Source organism: Mogibacterium kristiansenii (genome assembly GCF_009695905.1).
GTDB classification, from domain to species: Bacteria; Bacillota; Clostridia; order Peptostreptococcales; family Anaerovoracaceae; genus Mogibacterium_A; species Mogibacterium_A kristiansenii.
The window spans coordinates 117,508-136,727 of the sequence record NZ_VUNA01000001.1 but is presented as its reverse complement, the minus strand read 5'-3'; the positions used below and the strand labels follow the sequence as shown (position 1 = coordinate 136,727).

At 50.1% G+C, this 19,220-nt stretch carries 18 protein-coding genes; 3 read left to right on the top strand and 15 right to left on the bottom strand.

Features of this window, described 5'->3' with window-relative positions:
• Positions 1 to 13 precede the first annotated feature (13 nt).
• Together FYJ65_RS00655 and FYJ65_RS00650 are read right to left on the bottom strand one after the other, a co-directional pair.
• Positions 14 to 1,195 carry an NAD(P)-dependent malic enzyme gene (locus FYJ65_RS00655; protein WP_154553417.1) on the bottom strand — a complete coding sequence of 394 codons (1,182 nt, stop codon included), beginning with the start codon at positions 1,193 to 1,195 and terminating at the stop codon, positions 14 to 16.
• 323 nt (positions 1,196 to 1,518) lie between these two features.
• Entirely contained in the window at positions 1,519 to 1,806 is a 288-nt protein-coding gene (locus FYJ65_RS00650) for a hypothetical protein (RefSeq protein WP_154553416.1), read from the bottom strand.
• A 147-nt stretch (positions 1,807 to 1,953) separates the two neighbouring features.
• Between FYJ65_RS00650 and FYJ65_RS00645 the strand changes: the two genes are divergently transcribed.
• On the top strand, positions 1,954 to 2,307 hold the full coding sequence (locus FYJ65_RS00645; protein WP_154553415.1) for a PadR family transcriptional regulator: 354 nt from the start codon (positions 1,954 to 1,956) through the stop codon (positions 2,305 to 2,307).
• Between the two features lie 98 nt (positions 2,308 to 2,405).
• Here the strand turns inward: FYJ65_RS00645 and FYJ65_RS00640 are convergent, their stop codons facing one another.
• The 3 genes from FYJ65_RS00640 to FYJ65_RS00630 form a co-directional block, all read right to left on the bottom strand.
• Entirely contained in the window at positions 2,406 to 3,149 is a 744-nt protein-coding gene (locus tag FYJ65_RS00640) for a ComF family protein (RefSeq protein WP_206157227.1), read from the bottom strand.
• A 77-nt stretch (positions 3,150 to 3,226) separates the two neighbouring features.
• Positions 3,227 to 5,449, bottom strand: coding sequence for an SF1B family DNA helicase RecD2 (gene recD2, locus FYJ65_RS00635; protein ID WP_154553413.1), 2,223 nt, complete (start codon positions 5,447 to 5,449; stop codon positions 3,227 to 3,229).
• Positions 5,450 to 5,486: 37 nt separating this feature from the next.
• Positions 5,487 to 6,446, bottom strand: a complete 960-nt coding sequence (locus FYJ65_RS00630; RefSeq protein ID WP_154553412.1) for a 3'-5' exoribonuclease YhaM family protein — start codon at positions 6,444 to 6,446, stop codon at positions 5,487 to 5,489.
• A 135-nt stretch (positions 6,447 to 6,581) separates the two neighbouring features.
• On the opposite strand from FYJ65_RS00630, the gene nadE reads away from it, so the two are divergent.
• The gene (gene nadE / locus FYJ65_RS00625) at positions 6,582 to 7,319 is read left to right on the top strand and encodes an NAD(+) synthase (protein WP_154553411.1); all 738 of its coding nucleotides are present in this window, start codon (positions 6,582 to 6,584) and stop codon (positions 7,317 to 7,319) included.
• Positions 7,320 to 7,390: 71 nt separating this feature from the next.
• On the opposite strand, the gene dinB is transcribed toward nadE, so the two are convergent.
• The 4 genes from dinB to FYJ65_RS00605 are packed head-to-tail and all read right to left on the bottom strand — an operon-like array spanning position 7,391 to position 13,832.
• Positions 7,391 to 8,659, bottom strand: a complete 1,269-nt coding sequence (gene dinB / locus FYJ65_RS00620; RefSeq protein WP_154553410.1) for a DNA polymerase IV — start codon at positions 8,657 to 8,659, stop codon at positions 7,391 to 7,393.
• 6 nt (positions 8,660 to 8,665) lie between these two features.
• Positions 8,666 to 9,211: a flavodoxin domain-containing protein gene (locus tag FYJ65_RS00615; RefSeq protein WP_154553409.1), complete on the bottom strand. Its 546-nt coding sequence runs from the start codon at positions 9,209 to 9,211 to the stop codon at positions 8,666 to 8,668.
• 26 nt (positions 9,212 to 9,237) lie between these two features.
• Positions 9,238 to 10,200: a 6-phosphofructokinase gene (gene pfkA, locus FYJ65_RS00610; RefSeq protein WP_154553408.1), complete on the bottom strand. Its 963-nt coding sequence runs from the start codon at positions 10,198 to 10,200 to the stop codon at positions 9,238 to 9,240.
• Positions 10,201 to 10,220: 20 nt separating this feature from the next.
• Positions 10,221 to 13,832: a DNA polymerase III subunit alpha gene (locus tag FYJ65_RS00605; protein ID WP_154553407.1), complete on the bottom strand. Its 3,612-nt coding sequence runs from the start codon at positions 13,830 to 13,832 to the stop codon at positions 10,221 to 10,223.
• A gap of 497 nt (positions 13,833 to 14,329) precedes the next feature.
• Here FYJ65_RS00605 and FYJ65_RS00600 point away from each other — a divergent pair, with 497 nt between their 5' ends.
• Positions 14,330 to 15,256 (top strand): permease, encoded by a 927-nt coding sequence (locus FYJ65_RS00600; RefSeq protein ID WP_154553406.1) that lies wholly within the window; start codon positions 14,330 to 14,332, stop codon positions 15,254 to 15,256.
• Between the two features lie 163 nt (positions 15,257 to 15,419).
• On the opposite strand, the gene FYJ65_RS00595 is transcribed toward FYJ65_RS00600, so the two are convergent.
• From FYJ65_RS00595 to FYJ65_RS00570, 6 genes are all read right to left on the bottom strand, one after another.
• Entirely contained in the window at positions 15,420 to 16,052 is a 633-nt protein-coding gene (locus tag FYJ65_RS00595; RefSeq protein WP_154553405.1) for a hypothetical protein, read from the bottom strand.
• 18 nt (positions 16,053 to 16,070) lie between these two features.
• Complete coding sequence (locus tag FYJ65_RS00590; RefSeq protein WP_154553404.1) at positions 16,071 to 16,697, bottom strand: C40 family peptidase; 627 nt, start codon at positions 16,695 to 16,697, stop codon at positions 16,071 to 16,073.
• A gap of 159 nt (positions 16,698 to 16,856) precedes the next feature.
• A complete protein-coding gene (locus FYJ65_RS00585) occupies positions 16,857 to 17,339 on the bottom strand; it encodes a glycine/sarcosine/betaine reductase component B subunit (protein ID WP_154553403.1) in 483 nt (160 codons plus the stop codon).
• Between the two features lie 11 nt (positions 17,340 to 17,350).
• Positions 17,351 to 18,118, bottom strand: coding sequence for a proline reductase cluster protein PrdD (prdD, locus tag FYJ65_RS00580; protein ID WP_154553402.1), 768 nt, complete (start codon positions 18,116 to 18,118; stop codon positions 17,351 to 17,353).
• An 80-nt stretch (positions 18,119 to 18,198) separates the two neighbouring features.
• A complete protein-coding gene (prdB, locus tag FYJ65_RS00575; protein WP_154553401.1) occupies positions 18,199 to 18,924 on the bottom strand; it encodes a D-proline reductase (dithiol) protein PrdB in 726 nt (241 codons plus the stop codon).
• Between the two features lie 5 nt (positions 18,925 to 18,929).
• On the bottom strand, positions 18,930 to 19,211 hold the full coding sequence (locus tag FYJ65_RS00570) for a CBO2463/CBO2479 domain-containing protein (RefSeq protein ID WP_154553400.1): 282 nt from the start codon (positions 19,209 to 19,211) through the stop codon (positions 18,930 to 18,932).
• Positions 19,212 to 19,220: the final 9 nt, after the last annotated feature.

Sequence of the window (19,220 nt, the reverse complement as noted above, 5' to 3'; positions counted from 1 at the left end):
ATTCTATCAACAATTAACGGTGAATCGGACGGCACACGCCGGAAGCAACCGCTTCCGCCGATACGGCATCCGCAATGGCATCTGCCACCCGCTCGTCAAACGCATCCGGAAGTACGTAGTCCGCATTCAGCTCTTCGTCGGTGATTACCGATGCCAGTGCCTCGGCTGCCCGAATCTTCATTTCCTGAGTTACCTTGGTAGCGCCTACTCGCAGCAGCCCCTTAAAGAATCCCGGGAACACCAATACGTTGTTCACCTGGTTCGGAAAATCGGAACGACCGGTTCCCACAACCACAGCACCGGCTTCCTTTGCCACATCCGGCATGATTTCCGGCACCGGATTTGCCATGGCGAAGATAATCGGATCCCGGTCCATGGAGCGAACCATTTCCGGTGTCACCATATTCGCCTGGGATACGCCCACGAATACGTCCGCATTGTGAATGGCATCTTTCAATGTTCCGCTCTGGTGAATCGGATTGGTACGATGAGCAATTTCTTCTTTTACCGCATTGTTTCTCGGATTTCCTTCCATGACGATACCCTTGCTGTCGCAGAGGATGACGCTTCCCAGATGAAGGTCCAGAATCAGCTCCGTAATGGCGATTCCTGCCGCACCGGCGCCGTTCACCACGATCTTCAGATCGCCCCGTTTCTTTCCTACCACCTTCAGGGCATTCAGAATTGCCGCACAGGTGATGATGGCGGTTCCGTGCTGATCGTCGTGGAAGATCGGAATATCACACTTCTCCACCAGCTTCCGCTCGATTTCAAAGCATCTCGGTGCGCCGATGTCCTCCAGATTGATGCCGCCAAAACTCTTGGAAATCCGATAGACGGTCTCCACGATTTCGTCCACATCTTTGGTATCCACGCACAGCGGGATGGCATTCACGTTTCCGAAACGCTTGAACAGCGCACATTTTCCTTCCATTACCGGCATTGCGGCGCTGGGACCGATATCCCCCAGTCCCAGAACGGCGGTACCGTCGGTGATTACCGCTACCAGATTACCCTTTCCGGTGTATTCATAGGCCAGGTCTTCGTCTTTCCGGATTTCCAGGCAAGGCTCCGCAACCCCCGGTGTGTAAGCAATCGCCAGATCCTCATCGTTCTCAATCGGCGCTCTCAGCGCGATATCCAGCTTTCCTCTCCACTCACTATGCTTCTGCAGTGCCACTGTTCTGTTGTCCATGTTCCTTTTTCCTCCTGTCCCGGGTTCCAATCAATAATTCAAAAAAAACGAATAGACGCGACCGCGTCGCTTTCCGTTTACCATATATAGAAAATCCATCCCCTCGGCACTTGACCTGGTCTTTGACCCCACACTTGCCTTGACCCGAGTTTCCCGGAGGACTTACTTCTAAACTACGCCATGATCACCGCCGCTTCCTGCTGACGGCTTACGTGGATCCCTTTGCCCGCAGCTGGCTTGGACTTTCAACCACAAACATACCGTGGAGATGAATTTCTATGCAACATTATGTTTTGTAGTATACCATATTATGAAGGCTTATATCAACACTCTCCGTAATAGTGAGCAAATTTCAGCGGTCCAAAATGATATACCTCCCACGTTTCCAGCATTCCCCGGGTCGCCTTCTCAACCGGCACGTTTTCGGTGATAACATATAAATCTTTGCCCGCACTTCTGTCGTCGGCCTTTTTGTACTTCATCGTAACTGCACTCTTCGGTGAATATGTGAATACCGCCAGACGCAGCATGATATCGGTGGAGCACATCGCAAGCAAAATCGCCAGTATGACAATCGCCGCCACAGCTCTTGTCTTTTTTCTTTTATTCATACTTTCACCTCCGTCAATACTAAGACTTTTTTTCTGTGTTTTTATTTTAAAACAACAGCACTACTTCGTCAATCAATATTTATTTCTCCTATATATTGATTTTACCTTTTAACTATAATAAAATAGCTTTAACATAGGGAGGAAATTATGATACACGAAAGAAACAATTTTAAAATGGGAACCGTAGAAATGCTGGTCCTGTCCCTATTATCACAGAAAGACCTATATGGCTATGAAATCAGCTTGCTGCTCAAAGATTTATCGGAAGGATCATACGTTGTGCCGGAAGGAAGTCTTTATCCGGTTTTGTACAAATTAGAAGATAAAAAGCTTATCACTTCGCATGCTATTCAAACCGGAAAACGTCGTGTACGTAAATATTATCATATTGAAGCTACCGGGCTAGAGAGACTTGACCAACTTTTGTCTGATTACCGCGTAATTGCTGATAGCATCGAATCGATATTGTCGGCAAAACTATCCGATGATAAAGAGAATTAAGAATAATAACAACTGTGAAGCCAAAAGAACCGGCACAACCCTACAATCGGGTAAATGCCGGTTCTTTTTCTGCTATCTTCATCCTAATTCACTTGGACCTATTCACTTTTCACCACATCTGCGCCTGCCGCAAAGGTCAGCACGTACACTTGCCGTGCCCCGCCGGCCAGCAGCACTTCCGCCGCCCCGTCCACCGTCGCGCCGGTGGTATAGATATCGTCGATGAGAAGTACGTCTCGATTCCGAATGGCCTCTGCATTCCGCAGAGTCATTACGCCGGAAAGAATCTGCCGCCGTTCCTCCGGAGTCATTCCCCGAAGCGGCGCCGTATTCCGGCTGCGCAGCAGCACATCCGGGCAAAAAGGCATATCCTCCAGCCGGGCGAAGTGCTTTCCGATTACGCTCGCCTGATTATATCCCCGAATCCGCTCCTTCTCCGGATGCATGGGCACGGGCATAATTAAGTCGTACATCAGTCCGGTTTCCCGGCGAAGAGCCTCCATCCGGTCGTGCATCACCATACCGACGGTGCGGCCGATATCCGTCCGCCCATGATATTTCAGCGCAAAAACAATGGACCGGGGAAGCTGTCCGTACTCGCAGCAGGTGAACCCCATATCGAAGATATGAGCATGTTCCCGGCAACTGAAACAGATGTCTCCCGGATTGTTCTCTGATAAGATTTTTCCGCATTTCCGGCAGGTCCTCCCCGTCGCCCAGCGAATCTCCCGTCGGCATTCGTTGCACAGGCGATAGGGCCGGGTGCTGTCGATCACCTTGCCGCAGCAGATGCAGTACAGAGCGTCCGGGTAGACCAAATCCAATACTTGTTCTTTCAGCATTCGAAAATTCATAAACATCCTTTCCGAATACATCTGGGTAAAAATAAATATTTTCCGGCTGCCGCTTTCCGATGCAGCTAGCCGATGGTGTTTCCGAAGTCGATCTGGCGAAGACGATATTCCAGTCCGGTATACCGCTCATCGATTCGGTTGTTGTCCACCATAGCGTGCATCCGATCCTCGGAGCCCACCACCACTACCAGGTTTTTGCCTCGGGTCACGGCGGTGTACAGCAGGTTCCGGGTCATGAGCATCGGCGGGAACCAGGTCATGGGCATCACCACCGCCGGGAATTCGCTTCCCTGGCTCTTGTGCACCGTGATGGCATAGGCCAGCTCTAACTCCATCAGGTCTTCGTTCTCGTACACCACCACTCGGTCATCGTAGCGAACGGAAACCCGTCCGGATTCCGGATTGATGCCCTCAATTCGGCCCATATCGCCGTTAAAGACGCCCTTTCCCTTCTCGGTCTCACCGTCTCGCTTCCACTCCATCATGTAGTTGTTCCGGAGCTGCATCACCTTATCCCCTTCCCGGAAAATCCGGCTTCCGGATTTCTTTTCCCTCTTCTCTTCGGACGGCGGATTCAACACGCCCTGGAGAACCTCGTTCAGATGAATGGTTCCCAGCAAGCCTTTTTTGGTAGGGGTCAGCACCTGGATGTCGTAGCCGCTGTGAATAAAATCATAATAATTCTGCAAACGCCCCCGAAAGAGATCCTCCACGGTATTCAGGATATCCTCTTCCCGCGATCGTCTCATTACGAAGAAGTCCTTGTTGCTCTCATTGGCATACGGATACTCGCCTCGCTGAATCATATGGGCATTCACCACGATTAAGCTCTCGCCCGCCTGGCGGAAAATCTCGTGAAGACGCACCGCAGGAATGTATTCGCTGCGCAGCATATCTCGGAGCACGTTGCCTGCGCCCACCGAAGGCAGCTGATCCGCATCGCCCACGATAATCAGGCGCGTTCCCGGCTTGACAGCCTTCAGCAATCCCTCCATCAGCATCAAATCCACCATGGAGGCTTCGTCGATGATTACCGCCTTCTCCTCCAGAGGGTTCTCCTCGTTGCGACCGAAATTCATCTCGTGCTCATCCTCCGAGTAGACGTATTCCAGCATTCGGTGAATGGTCATGGCCTCCACGCCGGAGGTCTCCGTAATTCGCTTTGCCGCCCGACCGGTAGGCGCAGCCAGCGCCACTTTGATATCCAACTGTTCCAGTATGTAGACAATGGTATTGATAATCGTGGTTTTTCCCGTTCCCGGACCGCCGGTGATAATGCAGACATTTTCCGTCAGCGCCTGACGGACCGCGCCCCGCTGCTCTTCGGAAAGGTGAATTCCGCCGGATCTGTTTTTTTCCGCGTCCTGAATCAGATTGTCCAGGTCTGCCGACAGGGGGTCGATGTGCGCCTCTTTAATCTGAGCCAGATGCCACGCCACGCTCTGCTCCGCCAGATAATACCCATAAAGGTACACCACCGGCGTCTCCTCAATCGTATCCGTCTGAAGCTTCCCCTGGAAAATCATCTGGACCAGGCATTCCTCCACCTGTTCCGACCCCACGTCCAGAAGCTTCACCGTGGATTCCAGCAGCTGTTCCTTGGGCATGTAGGTGCTTCCGCTCTGGGCAAAATTTTCCAGCACATAGGCCACGCCGCTCTCCAGCCGGAATTCGCTGTCTTCCTCAAACCCCAACTTCATGGCAATCTCATCGGCCTTCCGAAAGCTGATGCCGTAAATATCCTCCACCAAGCAGTACGGATTGTCTTTCACCACTTCCAGGGATTCGCCGCCGTACAGCTTATAGATGCGAACCGCCTGAGCCATGGTAATTCCCAGTTCTCTCAGGGAAAAAGAAATTTTCGTAAATTCAATAGTCTCGCCGAAGGATTCCGCGATCACCTTCAGGGATTTCGGTCCGATCCCCCGAATTGCCAGCAGCTTCTCCGGATTCTGCTCCAGCACATCCAAGGTGGATTTCCCGAAGCGATCCACAATCAAATTGGCCATCTTCGGACCAATGCCCTTCACGTTTCCCGCCGCCAGAAAAGCGCGGATTCCATCGGCGTCGTCCGGAATCACCTCTTCGTAGGATTCCGCATTGAACTGCTCGCCGTATTTTCGGTGCATTTTAAATTCCCCAACGATACGGTATTTCACGCCGGGATTCGGATCATGAAAACTTCCGGTCACCGTAAACTGTTCGTCTTCCGTTTCAAAGACGCCCACCGTGTATCCATTTTCTTTATTATGAAAAATTACCCGCTCCAGTTTCCCGATTTTTTCCATGACTCTCCACTTCTGTTATGTCTATTTTTCTCTCACCCTAAAATTTTCGTCGGTACAGTTTTCGATTATCCAGAGTCCATACCCGTTCGCCGAATTCTCCCGGCTCTACCTTGGATAAGCTCTCTTCCATATCGAACATCTTTGCATCCACAATATCCAAGTAGTGGAGCATTTCCGCTTCCGGAAAAAGAGGCTTTCTCGGGCTGCCGAATTCCGGCTCGTAGTGGTGGCTGAGAATCATATGCTCCAGAAGAATGGTCTTCTCCGTTCCGATTCCCAGTTCCCGGCACCGATCGTGAATCAGTGTCACGCCCTGCACCAAGTGCCCCAGCATCTGACCTTCAAAGGAATACCCCGGCGACACACCATGGGTATCCGACAGAATCTCATTCAATTTCTCGATATCGTGGAGCACTACTCCCGCCAAAAGCAAATCCTTGGAGAGGTTGGTATACACTGTACAAGCTTGCTCTCCCATCATCATCATCCGCTTCACGTGGTACAACAGTCCGCCGTATTCCGCATGGTGATTGCTCATGGCCGCCGGGTAGTACATCAGCTTCTCCCGGTTCTCTTCGTAGATTGTCAGGCAGAGCTGCTTCAGCTCCTCATCCTGAAATTCCCGAATCTTTCCTACAATATAGTTATACATGCTTTCCGAATCTTCCGGCGCCGACTTGTAGAAATCGGCAGGCACCAGACCGTCGTCCCGGTTGGCGTGGCGAATCCGGGTAACGCGCAGCTGCTTCGTTCCCTTCCACTCCGTCACTCCGGCTTTCACCTTGATGATATCGCCCACCTGGATTCGATTAATGCCATCCAGCTCTTCATCGGAAATATCCCATTTCTTCGCCGAAATCTCTCCGGTGCAGTCCGCCAATGTCATGTCCAGATATTTTTTCCGATTGGATCCCACCCGAATGGCAATGGTCTTCACCATAAAAAAATCCATAAATTCCATATCCGCCTTCAATTGAAGAACATAATTCTGCTTCATTCGCTTCTCCTTTACACTTCATACATTCGTTTATTATACATTATCCCGGAATCCCCTTCAAGAAACTATGGCATAGCGAGTTTTATTTTTACCCGGGATGTGCTATGATGAAAAGTATTGTAAGGAGGTAGCTTTATGGAATTTGATGCAAAGAAAGCAACGCAAGCCACGATTCAGTGGATCCGAGACTGGTTCCGGAAGAACGGTCCCGACTGCAACGCAATTATCGGAATCAGCGGTGGAAAAGACAGTTCCATCACCGCCGCTCTGCTGGTGGAAGCGCTGGGCAAAGATCGGGTCATCGGCGTGTTGATGCCGAACACCTCCCAGTCAGACATTGACATGGCGCAGCTTCTGGTAGACCATCTTGGAATCCGCCATTACACCGTAAATATCGGCAGCTGCTACGACGCACTCATGGAGGAAATTCGGAATTCCATCGGTGAAGTGAGCCGGGACAGCGAGATTAATCTCCCGCCGAGACTTCGGATGTCCACCCTTTACGCCATCGGACAATCCATGAACGGCCGGGTTGCCAACACTTGCAACCTTTCCGAGGACTGGGTGGGATATTCCACGCGTTACGGGGATGCAGCCGGCGATTTCAGTCCAATTTCCAGTTTCACCACCGCCGAGATTCGGGCCATGGGCCGCGAACTGGGCGTTCCGGAAGTGCTCATCGAGAAGGTTCCGTCCGACGGACTCAGCGGCAAGACCGACGAGGACAAACTGGGATTCACCTATGAGGTATTGGATCGATACATCCGCACCGGCGAGATCGACGATCCGAAGACCAAGGAACGCATCGACACCCTGCACGAGCGAAATCTCTTTAAGCTGAGATATATGGACAGCTTCGTATATGAAGGTTAATAGATTGCGGTAAAAATAAATCGGAGGCGGCACGGGTTACGGTGCATCCTCCGATTTTTATTTTGGGGTCCTCACTTTTCCGATTCTTCTTCGCTCCGCCGGCTCAATCCCAGGTCATTTCCCAGGCTGTGGGCGTACCCGATGGATTTGGTTCCGTATTTCTTTCGAATCGCATCCATAGTGCGTTCAATCTTCTCTTCCTGCACCGAATTCGAATTCACCGAATTTGAATTGTTCTTCGGCTCCGGCGAAAACATCTCCGCCATGTCGAAAATCGACACTTGCTCCGGGGCATCTTCCTTTGCCAAATAAATTGCGGTCACCGTCAGAAGCCGGATTTCCCGGTCCATGAACCCCGCTTCCTGAATCAGCTTCAGAGCAATTCGGCGAATGGTCTGCGCCGTGACGAAAGACCGCTCCACCCGCCGCTGCCGGGAGATTCGCCGAAACTCCGGCGTGGTAATTTCCACTTTCACCCCGTACGCCTTCATCTCATACAGTCGAAGGCGCGTGCTCACCCAATCGGCAAGCTCCGTTACCGCCAAAGACACATCATCCTCGCCTCGAATATTACGCCGAAAGGTCACTCCGTGACCCACAGATTTCACATCATCCCAATCGCCCCAGCGACGAACCGGCGATGTATCCTCGCCGTTGGCCGAACGGTGAAGATCCTCTCCGTGCACGCCGAAACTTCGCTTCAGAAAACCCACATCCGCCCGGGCCAGCTCTCCAATGGTGTAGATATGAAGCTTCTTCAACTTCTCTGCGGTGGCTCTTCCCACATAGAAAAAATTGCCTACCGGCTGTGGCCACAGAATCTCCCGGTAGTTCTCCCGTGAAATCACCGTGGTGGCATCCGGCTTTCGGTATTCCGATCCCATCTTCGCAAAAATCTTGTTATAGGACACGCCCACCGAGAGGGTGAGGCCGTACGTCTCTCGAACCCGGTTCCGAATCTGATCCGCAATCTCCTCTGCCGGTCCGAACAGCCGCTCGCTGCCGGTGACGTCCAGCCAGGATTCGTCGATGCTGTAAGGTTCCACCAGATCCGTATAAGACCGATAGATCTCATTGATTTTCTTGCTGTAAAAAGAATACTTCTCGTGGTGCGGCGGCAGAAAGGTCAGCCCCGGGCATTTCCGCAGCGCCTGCTGAATCGTCTCCGCCGTGGTGACGCCGAATTTTTTGGCCGCCTCATTTTTGGCCAGCACAATACCGTGACGATTCTCCGGATTTCCCGCTACCGCCACCGGTACGTCCCGCAGCTCCGGATGTTCCAGAAGCTCTACGGAAGCGTAGAAACTATTCATATCGCAGTGGAGAATCTTTCGGTCCATTGTGCTCTACCGGTTTTGAATCCGATGGGCCGCATTCAGAATCGGGTCGATATACTTTCGGTCCACCAGGTCCACCCCTTCTTCGATATTTCGAATCATCTTCATGGCAGCTCCGCCATCCTCTGCCGTCTGTCCGGACTTCAACACTTTCTTGGCAACCGCCATCAGCATCCGATCCAAGCCCTTTACCTGCGCCGGATCGTACCGTCCCGGGCAGAAAAACAGCTGCATCCGGTCCATATTCTCCCGACCGTCGAAATTGATTTCACAGATCTGAAGGTAGTTTTGCGGATTGTATTCCGAAACCCCGGTCACGAATAGAATCGTGTGATCCTTCGAGCCTTCCAAATAGGGCTCAATCTTATCGAAATCCACGATGCCGCTGCCCCGCAACCAGGAACCGTAGATGATCAAATCGTATTCCGGAATGGTCTCTTTATCGAAATCCTTCAATGCCGCACATTCGCATTCCAAGGACTGTGCAATCCATTCCGCATACTGCTGAGTCGCTCCCCGCTTGGAGGTATATAGTACAATTGCTTTTTTGTTCATTCTCGTATTCTCCTATCGGATGTCACCTACCGGCTGAGTACATCCACGCATTCGTACAGGTGACGGTCGAACTCCTGAGTTTCCGCCAACGCTTCTTTCAAATTAAAGCCCAGCACTTTTCCGTCCACCAGACCGATGGCCTTATTCGTCAATCCCGCATCCAGAAGCTCGATGGCCTTGTCTCCGCAGCGGGTGGCCAGCATCCGATCCTGAAGGGTCGGCGATCCGCCTCGCTGGAGATACGACAGCACCACCAGACGGACGGAACGCCCCGTACGTTCGGAAATTTCTTTTACCAGCTCCTGCGAATCCATCGGATATCCCTCTGCCTTGATGATAATACTGTGCTGCTTTCCCTGATTGCAGCCTTCAATAATCTTCCGGCAGACGGAATTCACATCCCGATCCACCTCCGGAAGGAGCACCGCTTCCGCACCGCCGGCGATTCCGGCATACAGTGCAATATCGCCGCAGTGACGGCCCATAACCTCCACCACGGTGGTTCGTTCGTGGGACGAAGAAGTGTCCCGAATTCGGGTAATCGCATCCAGCACCGTGTTCACCGCGGTGTCAAAGCCGATGGTGCTTTCCGTATATCCCAGATCGTTGTCGATGGTTCCCGGAATGCACATCACGTTCACGCCCAGACGTGACAGCTCCAAGGCGCCGGCAAAAGAACCGTTTCCGCCAATCACAACGATGGCGTCCAGCCCAAAGGTTTCAATGGTGGTCACGGCTTTCCGACGTCCCGCCTCCGTCATAAAACGCTCACTGCGGGCGGTTTTCAGCATGGTGCCGCCCCGCTGAAGGATGTCCCCCACCGCACGGCGGTCCAGCTCTTCCAGTTCGCCGTCAATCAGGCCCTCATACCCTCGATAGATTCCGTAGACCTTCATTCCGCGGGCGATGCCGAAACGCACCACCGCCCGAACCGCTGCATTCATTCCCGGTGAATCTCCGCCGCTGGTCAATACTCCAATTTTCATCATCTTTTGTCCCCTTTCGTTTTTTAACCCTTTACATTATCGTTTCCCAGCAGATCCTTCAGACGGCGCTCCAGCTTCTCGCTAAAATCCACCCGATACTGACTGCTGGTTTTCACATTCCTTCCTCCCGGAAGGAATACCATTACGTCTCTATTCCCCGGATATTCTTTCAGAACGCCCATGATTTCTTCCAGCACCAGATTTCGGCTTCCCAGCCGTTCCACATATTCCGGCGGAACCCGCAGCTTCACCAGGTTGGCGATATCCTCCGTCGGTCGCCCCGCCGAATTCTGTCTCCCCGCCGGATTCGGTCTGCCGGACCGGAAATTTCCCCGCCGGCGGAACTCCTGAATTTGATGGATATCCGCCAGGTTGTCCACCAGAACCTCCGGTGCGGAATCCTCTTTAATGGACAGCTTGCCGGAAATCGCCACAATCTGATCGGTCTGCACCAGATGTCGGAATTTTTCGTAGGCGGACGGAAAAATAATTCCATCCATAATGCCGCTGAAATCCTCGAACTGAATTCTGGCCATCTCCTGGGCTTTCCGCGTAATCATGGTTTTCACCGATACCAGCATTCCCGCCATTACCACTCGGTCCCCGTCCCGATACCGTCCGTAGGCGGACTCCATGCCCGGCATGTTCTCGGACATGCCATCCGTATCCATCGAAGACACTTCCAGAATCTCCGACACGGAAGCGGTGGTGTTCGTCTCGATCAGCTCTCGGTAATCATCCAACGGATGGCCGGAAAGGTAGACCCCCAGCATTTCTTTTTCCATGGACAACAGCTGGTCCTTCTCGAAATTGGCGATTTTCGGCAGCTCCGGAGTAGTGCGAACCTCCTCGATTAAGCTTTCGTCCAGCTGGAAAAAAGAAATCTGGTTCTGCCCGGAATTCCGAGCCCGCTTCTGCGCCCGAGAAACCGCATCGTCGCACACCGCAATCATCACCGCCCGGTTCGGATTGATTTCATCCAAGGCACCGGCTTTAATCAGGGATTCTACGGCTTTCCGATTCAGCTCCTTGGCATCCAGACCGTCTACGAAATCGTAGATATCCGTCGGCTCCGGATTGTCCTTTCGAGCATCGATAATCGCCCCTACGATTCCCGTGCCCACGTTCTTTATTCCTGCCAGGCCGTACCGAATCCGATCTCCTTCCACGGAGAATTTCTCTTCGCTTCGGAGAACCGATGGCGGAAGCACCTCAATTCCCATTTCGTTGCAGTTTCGAATGTATGCGGAAATGTGTCCCGGCTGCCCCATGACGCTAGACATCAGCGCCGCCATAAATTCCTTCGGATAGTGGCATTTCAGATATGCCGTCTCGTAAGAAACCACGGCATATGCCGCCGCATGGGATTTGTTGAAGGCGTACTGGGCGAAGCTGACCATATCTTCGAAGATGGTTTCCGCCGCCTCCTTGGAAATTCCGTTGGCCACACAGCCGGCAATCTCCACGGAACCGTCCTCCGCCTTCTTTCCGTTGATAAAGTATTCCTTCTCTTCCAGCATCACCGCCATTTTCTTTTTGCTCATGGCACGGCGCACCAGGTCCGACCGCCCGTAGGAGTACCCGCCCAGGTCCCGCACAATCTGCATTACCTGTTCCTGATACACCAGACAGCCGTAGGTAACCCCCAGAATCGGCTCCAAATGCGGATCCACATACTGAATTTTCTCCGGATGTTTCTTATTCTCAATGTATTTCGGGATGGAATCCATCGGACCCGGCCGATACAGGGAGATTCCCGCGACGATATCTTCAAAGCAGGTGGGCTTCAGGTTCTTCATAAAATCCGTCATGCCGCCGCTCTCCAACTGGAAAACCCCCTCCGTATTGCCTTCTGCAATCATCTCGTAGGTGGCCGCATCGTTGTAATCCATCGTGGAAAAATCAATTTCGATTCCCTGATTCTCCCGAATCAAGTCCAAGGCATTTCGAAGCAGCGTAAGATTTCGCAGCCCCAAAAAGTCCATTTTTAACAATCCCAATTCCTCGATCGTGGTCATGTTGAACTGCGTCGCCGGTCCCTTATCCGAGGAATACAGCGGAACGTATTCATCCAGTGGAAGCTTACTGATTACCACGCCCGCCGCATGGGTGGACGCATGTCTCGGCAGACCTTCCACCGCCATGGACATGTCCAAGATATCCCGAACCAAAGGCTCCGTATCGTACCTCTCCCGAAGGCTGTGGTTGATTTCCAACGCCTTGGAGATGGTCATTCCCAGCTCATTCGGAATGGCTTTGGCGATGGCATCTCCATCGGCATAGGAAGCGTCCAGCACCCTGGCAACGTCCCGCACCGCCGCTTTTGCTTTTAGCGTACCGAAGGTGATAATCTGTGAAACCTTATCCTTCCCGTACTTTCGCACCACATAATCGATGACGTCCTGACGGTGTTCAATACAGAAATCCACGTCAATATCCGGCATGCTCACCCGCTCCGGGTTCAGGAACCGCTCAAAAATCAAATTATATTTAATCGGATCGATTTCCGTGATGTGTAAAGTATACGCCACGATACTTCCGGCGGCGGATCCTCTTCCCGGACCCACGGCAATGTCGTGAGTCTTTGCGTAGTGAATGAAATCCCACACAATCAGGAAGTACTCCACATACCCCATGGTCTCGATGACATTCAGCTCACTCTCCAGACGGATCCGGTAGCTGTTGTCCTCCTCCATGGCCGCATCACCGTATCGCTCCCGCAGCCCTTCGTAACAGAGCTTTCTCAGGTACCGATCGTTGGTCAAACCCTCCGGTGGAACAAATTCCGGCAGGTGATATTCCCCAAAAGTAAATTCCACCTTGCACCGGTCCGCGATCTCCTGGGTGACTTCCAGGTATTCCGGGTGTCCCGGAAAAAGCTCCTGCATTTCCGCTTCGGATTTCAGATAGAATTCGTCGTTTTCGAATTTCATCCGGTTCGTGTCGTTCACCTTCGAACCGGTTTGAATGCACATCAGCACATCCTGTGCCTTCGCATCTTCTTTTCTTATATAGTGGGCATCGTTGGTGGCCGCCAGCGGAATATTCAAATCCTGAGAAAGACGTTCCAATCCGGCAATCACCGGACGGTCCTCCGTCAGAAAATGGTTCTGAATCTCCAGAAAGAAATTACCCTTTCCAAAAATCTGCTCCAATTCCATGGCTTCCCGCCGCGCTCCATCGTAATCGTTTCGCATCAGCATTCGCTGCACATTTCCCGCCAGACAGCCGGAAAGGCAGATGATTCCTTCGCTGTGCTCCCGGAGCACGTTTTTGTCCACTCTTGGTTTGAAATAGAAACCATCCACATACCCTGCGGATACTATTTTTACCAGGTTCCCATACCCCTTCTGGTTCTCCGCCAATAAAATCAGATGACCGCTCATCCGGTCTTTCTCCGGATCTCGGTCATTTATCGTGCGGGCCGCAGTGTACACCTCACACCCGATAATGGGCTTGATATCCTGCTTTTTGCATTCCTTGTAGAAGTCGATAATCCCGAACATGGCCCCGTGATCCGTAATGGCCAGAGAATTCATTCCCAATTCCTTGGCGTAGGCGGGGAGTTCCCGAATTCGAGATAATCCGTCCAAAAGGCTGTATTCAGTATGTACGTGAAGATGCGTAAAAGCCAATGTGGTCACTCCATTCTGTTTCTGTCGATCAAAAAGGGGCTCTTCCCTTTTTTCCGTTTATATGTATACAGAATTTATTATATCACACATTGCACGGATATTTTTCTGTAGTCTAAAAAATATCCGTGACAAATGCGAACCATTCGGTTTTCAATGATAACCTTTCACTTTTAAAATTGTTTTTGAATTAGTACAATCTCACACGGATAATCACACGACTCACGAGATTTCTTTTTCAAAGCTTAGAAAAATCTTTAATTTTCCCTTAATTTTTGTCGCAATTGAAAACAAGAATTCATTTGAATGTGAATACTGTGTGAAGTAGATTGACGGTTTTTCTCACATGAACGTCATTTTTCGCTTGTCAACAATTTGACATTTCAAATCGTGCTGATATAATCACAGTATCAGCAAGGTTACGTCGGGGTTAGCCTCGCTGATAGAGCAATTATATTATTATATTATCACTAGAATTATTAATTCAAAGGGAGGTAGTTATGTCTCTTTACATTCTGAAAGGACTATGCATAGTCGGCATCGTTTTGAACCTGTTCCTGATGTACAGAAAGATGAAAGAAATGCGTGCAGTAACTGAACCAGATCCGGTATTCGGACTCACCGGTGAAGAACTCTGGCAGCAGCAGAAAAAACATAACGTATATAACTTCATTGTAGGAGTTATCATGAACTTCGGTGATACCCTGGGTATCGGATCCTTCGCCGGATCTTCCGCAGCATTCAAGATTGGTAAGTCCGTAGACGATATCAACGTTCCTGGAACGCTGAACGTAGGTGACACCGTCCCGGTACTGTTCGAGGCATTCCTGTTCTTCGGATTCGTAGACTTGGATACCCTCACTCTGGTTTCCATGATTGTTGCATCCGTACTCGGCTCCATCCTAATGGCAGGCGTAGTATCCAAGCTGGACAGAAAGCACGTACGTATCGCAATGTTCATAGGATTGTTCCTTCTCGGTTCCGTAATGCTGTGCAAAGTACTGGCAATCGGACCTTTCGGTACTATCGGTACCGCTTTGAAGCTGACCGGCGTTAAGCTGATTATCGCAGTTGTTGTAAACTTCGTTCTGGGCGCTCTGATGAGCGTAGGCGTAGGACTGTACGCTCCTTGTATGGCTCTCTGCTCCCTGCTGGGACTGAACGTTGGAGCCGCATTCCCGGTAATGATGGGATCCTGTGCATTCTTGATGGCATTCGGTAACGGCCCTAAATTCATCAAAGAAGGAAGATACGACATGGCAGCATCCTGGATGCAGGCATTCGGCGGAGCAATCGGTGTATTCATTGCTTACAAGTTCGTAAGCTCCATCCCGCTGAAGATTCTGACCATCATCGTAGTATGTGTAGTATACGTAACAGCAGCAATGTTCCTGCACGATGCTATCAAGAAGGGATCTGCAGCATAGACTACAGAACATTCAGTTACAAAAGATTCCAAAAGAGAGTGGCAATCGCCACTCTCTTTTTAATATGCATTCAATGCAGAAGACTCATTCTCCACTCCAATCGATGGGATGTTTCCAAACAATGCACTACAAAAGGCGGGATGCTTCCCGCCTTTTACTTCGTCTATTCATCCTCGCCGTCTTCCTCCGGCTCATCCTTCCGATAGGTATTGTTTCGTACCGCCGTAATCTCATCTACTATAGACTCAATCTTATTCCTAGATATCCCATCGTATCCTTGTACCAAGCGCTCTCCAATCAGTTCTGCATCCTCTTTCTCGTACAACTTTCCAAGATTCTTCAGACAGTGCTGAATATTGTTCATATCTCCTGCCTTCCGCTTCTTCTCATCCACCGCTCCCGGCAGATAATGGAAGCTGTCCCCGAACTGATCCAACGCATTGTAGGCAATAATTCGCTTCAGATAAGAGTCCGTCGGATTTCCTATGCCGACCCCGATTACTGCGATGTGCTTTCCGTCCATATTGAAATTCACATAGTTCTGCTGAAGAAGGTTCAGCTTCTCAATCCGCCCGTCCTTAATCCAACCGATATAAATTACATTTCGATACAGAGAAGCATACCCCAGATACTTACGGGTAGCCGGAATCATGTCGCTATGAAGCGTATTGCTGATCCATTCTCCATACTTCAGTGCACTGCCGTGTTTGCTTTCCACAATCACCAAAGTATCTGCCCGACTTTCCATTCCGGCAGCCGCCCTCCGGGCCTCCGCCTTTCGATTTAAATTCTTCATTCGCTTATTTATCCTCTCTTACAAAACCCGGCGTACATCCACAATTTTCTTTCCGCTGTATGTACTTCCATTGGAACGGAACAACTTTGTACGGCAGATGCCATTCGCTTCATCCATTGCATGCACGATCTGTCCATTTCCCGCATAAATCGCCACGTGGGACAATCCGGAACCAAAGAAAATGATATCTCCCGGCTTCATCTTGTCAACGCTGACGGATTTCCCGCCGATTTCGTGATACAATCCGCCCACATTCATGCTTTTCCAATGCTTTCCCGCCGGTCCATGGGTAAAAACATAATTTACAAATCCGGCGCAATCCACGCCTGTTTCAATATCTCGACCTCCGAGAACATATGGATTTCCAAGATATCGATCCGCAAAGACAATTGTCTCTCCTTCGGTTAATGATTGATCTTCTTGTGCCTCTATAACGGCCTTCGTTTCCTTCACAGTGTCCTTTACCGGCACGACCGCATCCTTCATCGTAAAAGCAACTTTCTTTGCGTCAAAGGCGATTTTCCGATTATATGCGGTAGTCTCCGTTCCGATGGCATAGCAAAACACCGTCAGCAGAATCAGCTCCATTACCAGAATTACAACGATTCTCTTCTTTATCCAATTTCGAGTCTTTATCCATTTCATAAAGGCCCTGCCTTTCTCTTTGTCCAGAGACGCCTATCAGTATTATTATACAATAGAAGAAAAGGTAAGTGCAATCCTTCCTCGGGATAGAACAAGAGTGTCGGACGGTTTCGAACCATCCGACACTCCTGTTTAAAAAGGAAAGATTACATCTGTCAATTATTTCTTGCTGCGCATTTCTTTCTCTTTCATTCGAATCTTCAGAATCATGAGTGCCTTCTTAACGTCTTCCGCCGTCATATTGTTCTCACCGACGATATCCGACTCGATGCCCTCCGGATTCTTGCAAATATCTACGATATTCTTCAGATTCGGGTCGTCTACTACGAAAGTAGCCATGCTTCCGCTGAAGTTCAAGCCGGAAAGTGGAATATCCCGTTCTCCCAGCTCTTTCACGCAGTTTACATAGTCCACATCGCTGTTTCCCCAGCCATCGGAGCTGACGATAACGCCATCGGCACGCATGCACTCTGCCACGATTGCCGCACGTGTACTGTTGCGAATCTTATCTACGTTATCATCCGCCGTTCCGAACAGCAGTACACCCATCAAATCAATACCTTCATCAGAACCAACGATGTCTACCAAAGGATCTCTGAAATGATGTAAACTTGTTTCTTTTGTTGATGGTCCAATTCCCATAATCGCACCTCCTACTGCATGGATCTAATAATGCCGTCCCGGTACTCGTTCGGTGTCAGCATTACCGGCATATTGCCCATTTCAATAATTGATTTTCCGCCTTCCACGCCCGAAGGTTCATTCGGGAACAGGTGAGTATCGTACATCGCACCCTGCCCGGCAACCTGACGGATAATCAGTACACGCTTCTGACCCGGGCGAACCGTGTCATGGTATTCATGACGCTCGGTGCATTTATTTCCGTTAAATTTCTTAAGAATGTCTCTGTATACCTGAATAAAATCATCACACGCTGCGTGTCCCTGGAACGCACCTTTCCGTTCCTGACCCATTGCAGCCTCAAAAGTAACATCAAAAGAAATGATATAGTCATTTTCATCCGGAGTTCCGGCTCTGCCAAGAACCAACTTCTCCTTAAGGTTTCCTTCCGAAGATCCGAATTCATGGGTCTGCTTTCCGTTCACATCCACACCGGTAAGCATCACATAGACGCCGGTAACAGTATGGGTGATTCCATCTCCGCATTTGCCCAGTACCTTCGTTGAAATCGGAACGATGTCCATAATCGTGTTCGTCCAACGATCATGATCTCCCGGCTTGATAATCTGGATATCAATCTTATTAATGGTGTCATACTTTTTCACCAAATCCGGAATCATATCTTTCGAAACGGTAAACTTACCGTCCATCGTCATTGTGCAAGCATCTCCAAATTCCACTTCATTCATATGGAATGCTTTAATCACCAATCTTCTCAAATCAATTTCTTTAACAGCCATAACAATACCTCATCTTAGGATAAATGGGGCAGAATAAACATTCTGCCCCATCTTCGTTTCCGATGTCCTATTAAGTTGGACTAGATTACTGCGTGATATTCGAATGGCAGCGGAACAATCTTTCCCGGAGTCTGAATCTTCTCCAGCTGTTCCAGAGTTGCCTTTACGATACCAGTCTGCATCTCAACGTTGTGTGGTTCACCAGCGTTTGCACCCATCGGTACCATAGGAGCTACGGCACGAGGTGTACCAGCCTGTCTTACAACAGGAGGCAGTGCTGCGATGATTACAGTCGGGATGCCGATGGACTCAATTGCTCTCTGCACGATTGTTGCAGAGCGGTGGCAAGTTCCTCATCCAGCAGTCATCATAACTGCATCAACGTTCTCATCCTTAAGTCTCTTTGCAATTTCCGGACCTGTGTAGTTGGTGAATCTTTCGATGTTTCCACCACCACCCATGAATCCATAGTGGTAAGGAGCAGTTCCCTTGATGAATCCTTCTGCAGCCAGCTCATGCAGTCTGGAGATTGGATACATGCAGTTGATGTCCTTATTTACGTCAGAGTTATCGTAACCACCGTGAGTTACCATCAGCTCTTCTTCCGGTGTGTCATCTGGAATTTCTCTGAAAGTGAAGTCACCAGCAAGATTGAATCTTTCCTGGTCTGTTCTATGTACACCTGCAGCTGTAGCCAGAGCAATTACCATCTCGTTGAGTGGCTTTGTTACTGGAGCCCATACCGACTTCGGTGTAATAGGTACAAAGATTTCAGATTGTAAACCTTTTACAACTGTCATACTCATTTGTATTATTCCTCCTCGATATTTTCTGTTGGCGCCAAATCATATTGACGTCTTCTACGCGCATCTATATTGCTGATATACTTCTCGTTGATTTCCGGTCCTTCCTGCTCAATGAAGCTCATATTCCAGGCCACCGTCTGACCAACCTTCAATTCCGTATCGGAGATAATCATTCTCATCGGAACCAGCAGGTATCCAAGTCGTCCCTTGAGGTCGATTCCAACACCCTCGTCGTGAACCTCCACGATTATTCCTTCCATCTTGATTATCTTATCGCCGTACTTCATCTGTATATC

Coding starts and splice junctions, on each gene's coding strand:
- FYJ65_RS00655 (WP_154553417.1), bottom strand. CDS start 1,195: ATGGACAACAGAACAGTGGCACTGCAGAAGCATAGTGAGTGGAGAGGA.
- FYJ65_RS00650 (WP_154553416.1), bottom strand. CDS start 1,806: ATGAATAAAAGAAAAAAGACAAGAGCTGTGGCGGCGATTGTCATACTG.
- FYJ65_RS00645 (WP_154553415.1), top strand. CDS start 1,954: ATGATACACGAAAGAAACAATTTTAAAATGGGAACCGTAGAAATGCTG.
- FYJ65_RS00640 (WP_206157227.1), bottom strand. CDS start 3,149: ATGCTGAAAGAACAAGTATTGGATTTGGTCTACCCGGACGCTCTGTAC.
- recD2 (WP_154553413.1), bottom strand. CDS start 5,449: ATGGAAAAAATCGGGAAACTGGAGCGGGTAATTTTTCATAATAAAGAA.
- FYJ65_RS00630 (WP_154553412.1), bottom strand. CDS start 6,446: ATGAAGCAGAATTATGTTCTTCAATTGAAGGCGGATATGGAATTTATG.
- nadE (WP_154553411.1), top strand. CDS start 6,582: ATGGAATTTGATGCAAAGAAAGCAACGCAAGCCACGATTCAGTGGATC.
- dinB (WP_154553410.1), bottom strand. CDS start 8,659: ATGGACCGAAAGATTCTCCACTGCGATATGAATAGTTTCTACGCTTCC.
- FYJ65_RS00615 (WP_154553409.1), bottom strand. CDS start 9,211: ATGAACAAAAAAGCAATTGTACTATATACCTCCAAGCGGGGAGCGACT.
- pfkA (WP_154553408.1), bottom strand. CDS start 10,200: ATGATGAAAATTGGAGTATTGACCAGCGGCGGAGATTCACCGGGAATG.
- FYJ65_RS00600 (WP_154553406.1), top strand. CDS start 14,330: ATGTCTCTTTACATTCTGAAAGGACTATGCATAGTCGGCATCGTTTTG.
- FYJ65_RS00595 (WP_154553405.1), bottom strand. CDS start 16,052: ATGAAGAATTTAAATCGAAAGGCGGAGGCCCGGAGGGCGGCTGCCGGA.
- FYJ65_RS00590 (WP_154553404.1), bottom strand. CDS start 16,697: ATGAAATGGATAAAGACTCGAAATTGGATAAAGAAGAGAATCGTTGTA.
- FYJ65_RS00585 (WP_154553403.1), bottom strand. CDS start 17,339: ATGGGAATTGGACCATCAACAAAAGAAACAAGTTTACATCATTTCAGA.
- prdD (WP_154553402.1), bottom strand. CDS start 18,118: ATGGCTGTTAAAGAAATTGATTTGAGAAGATTGGTGATTAAAGCATTC.
- FYJ65_RS00570 (WP_154553400.1), bottom strand. CDS start 19,211: ATGAAGTACGGCGATAAGATAATCAAGATGGAAGGAATAATCGTGGAG.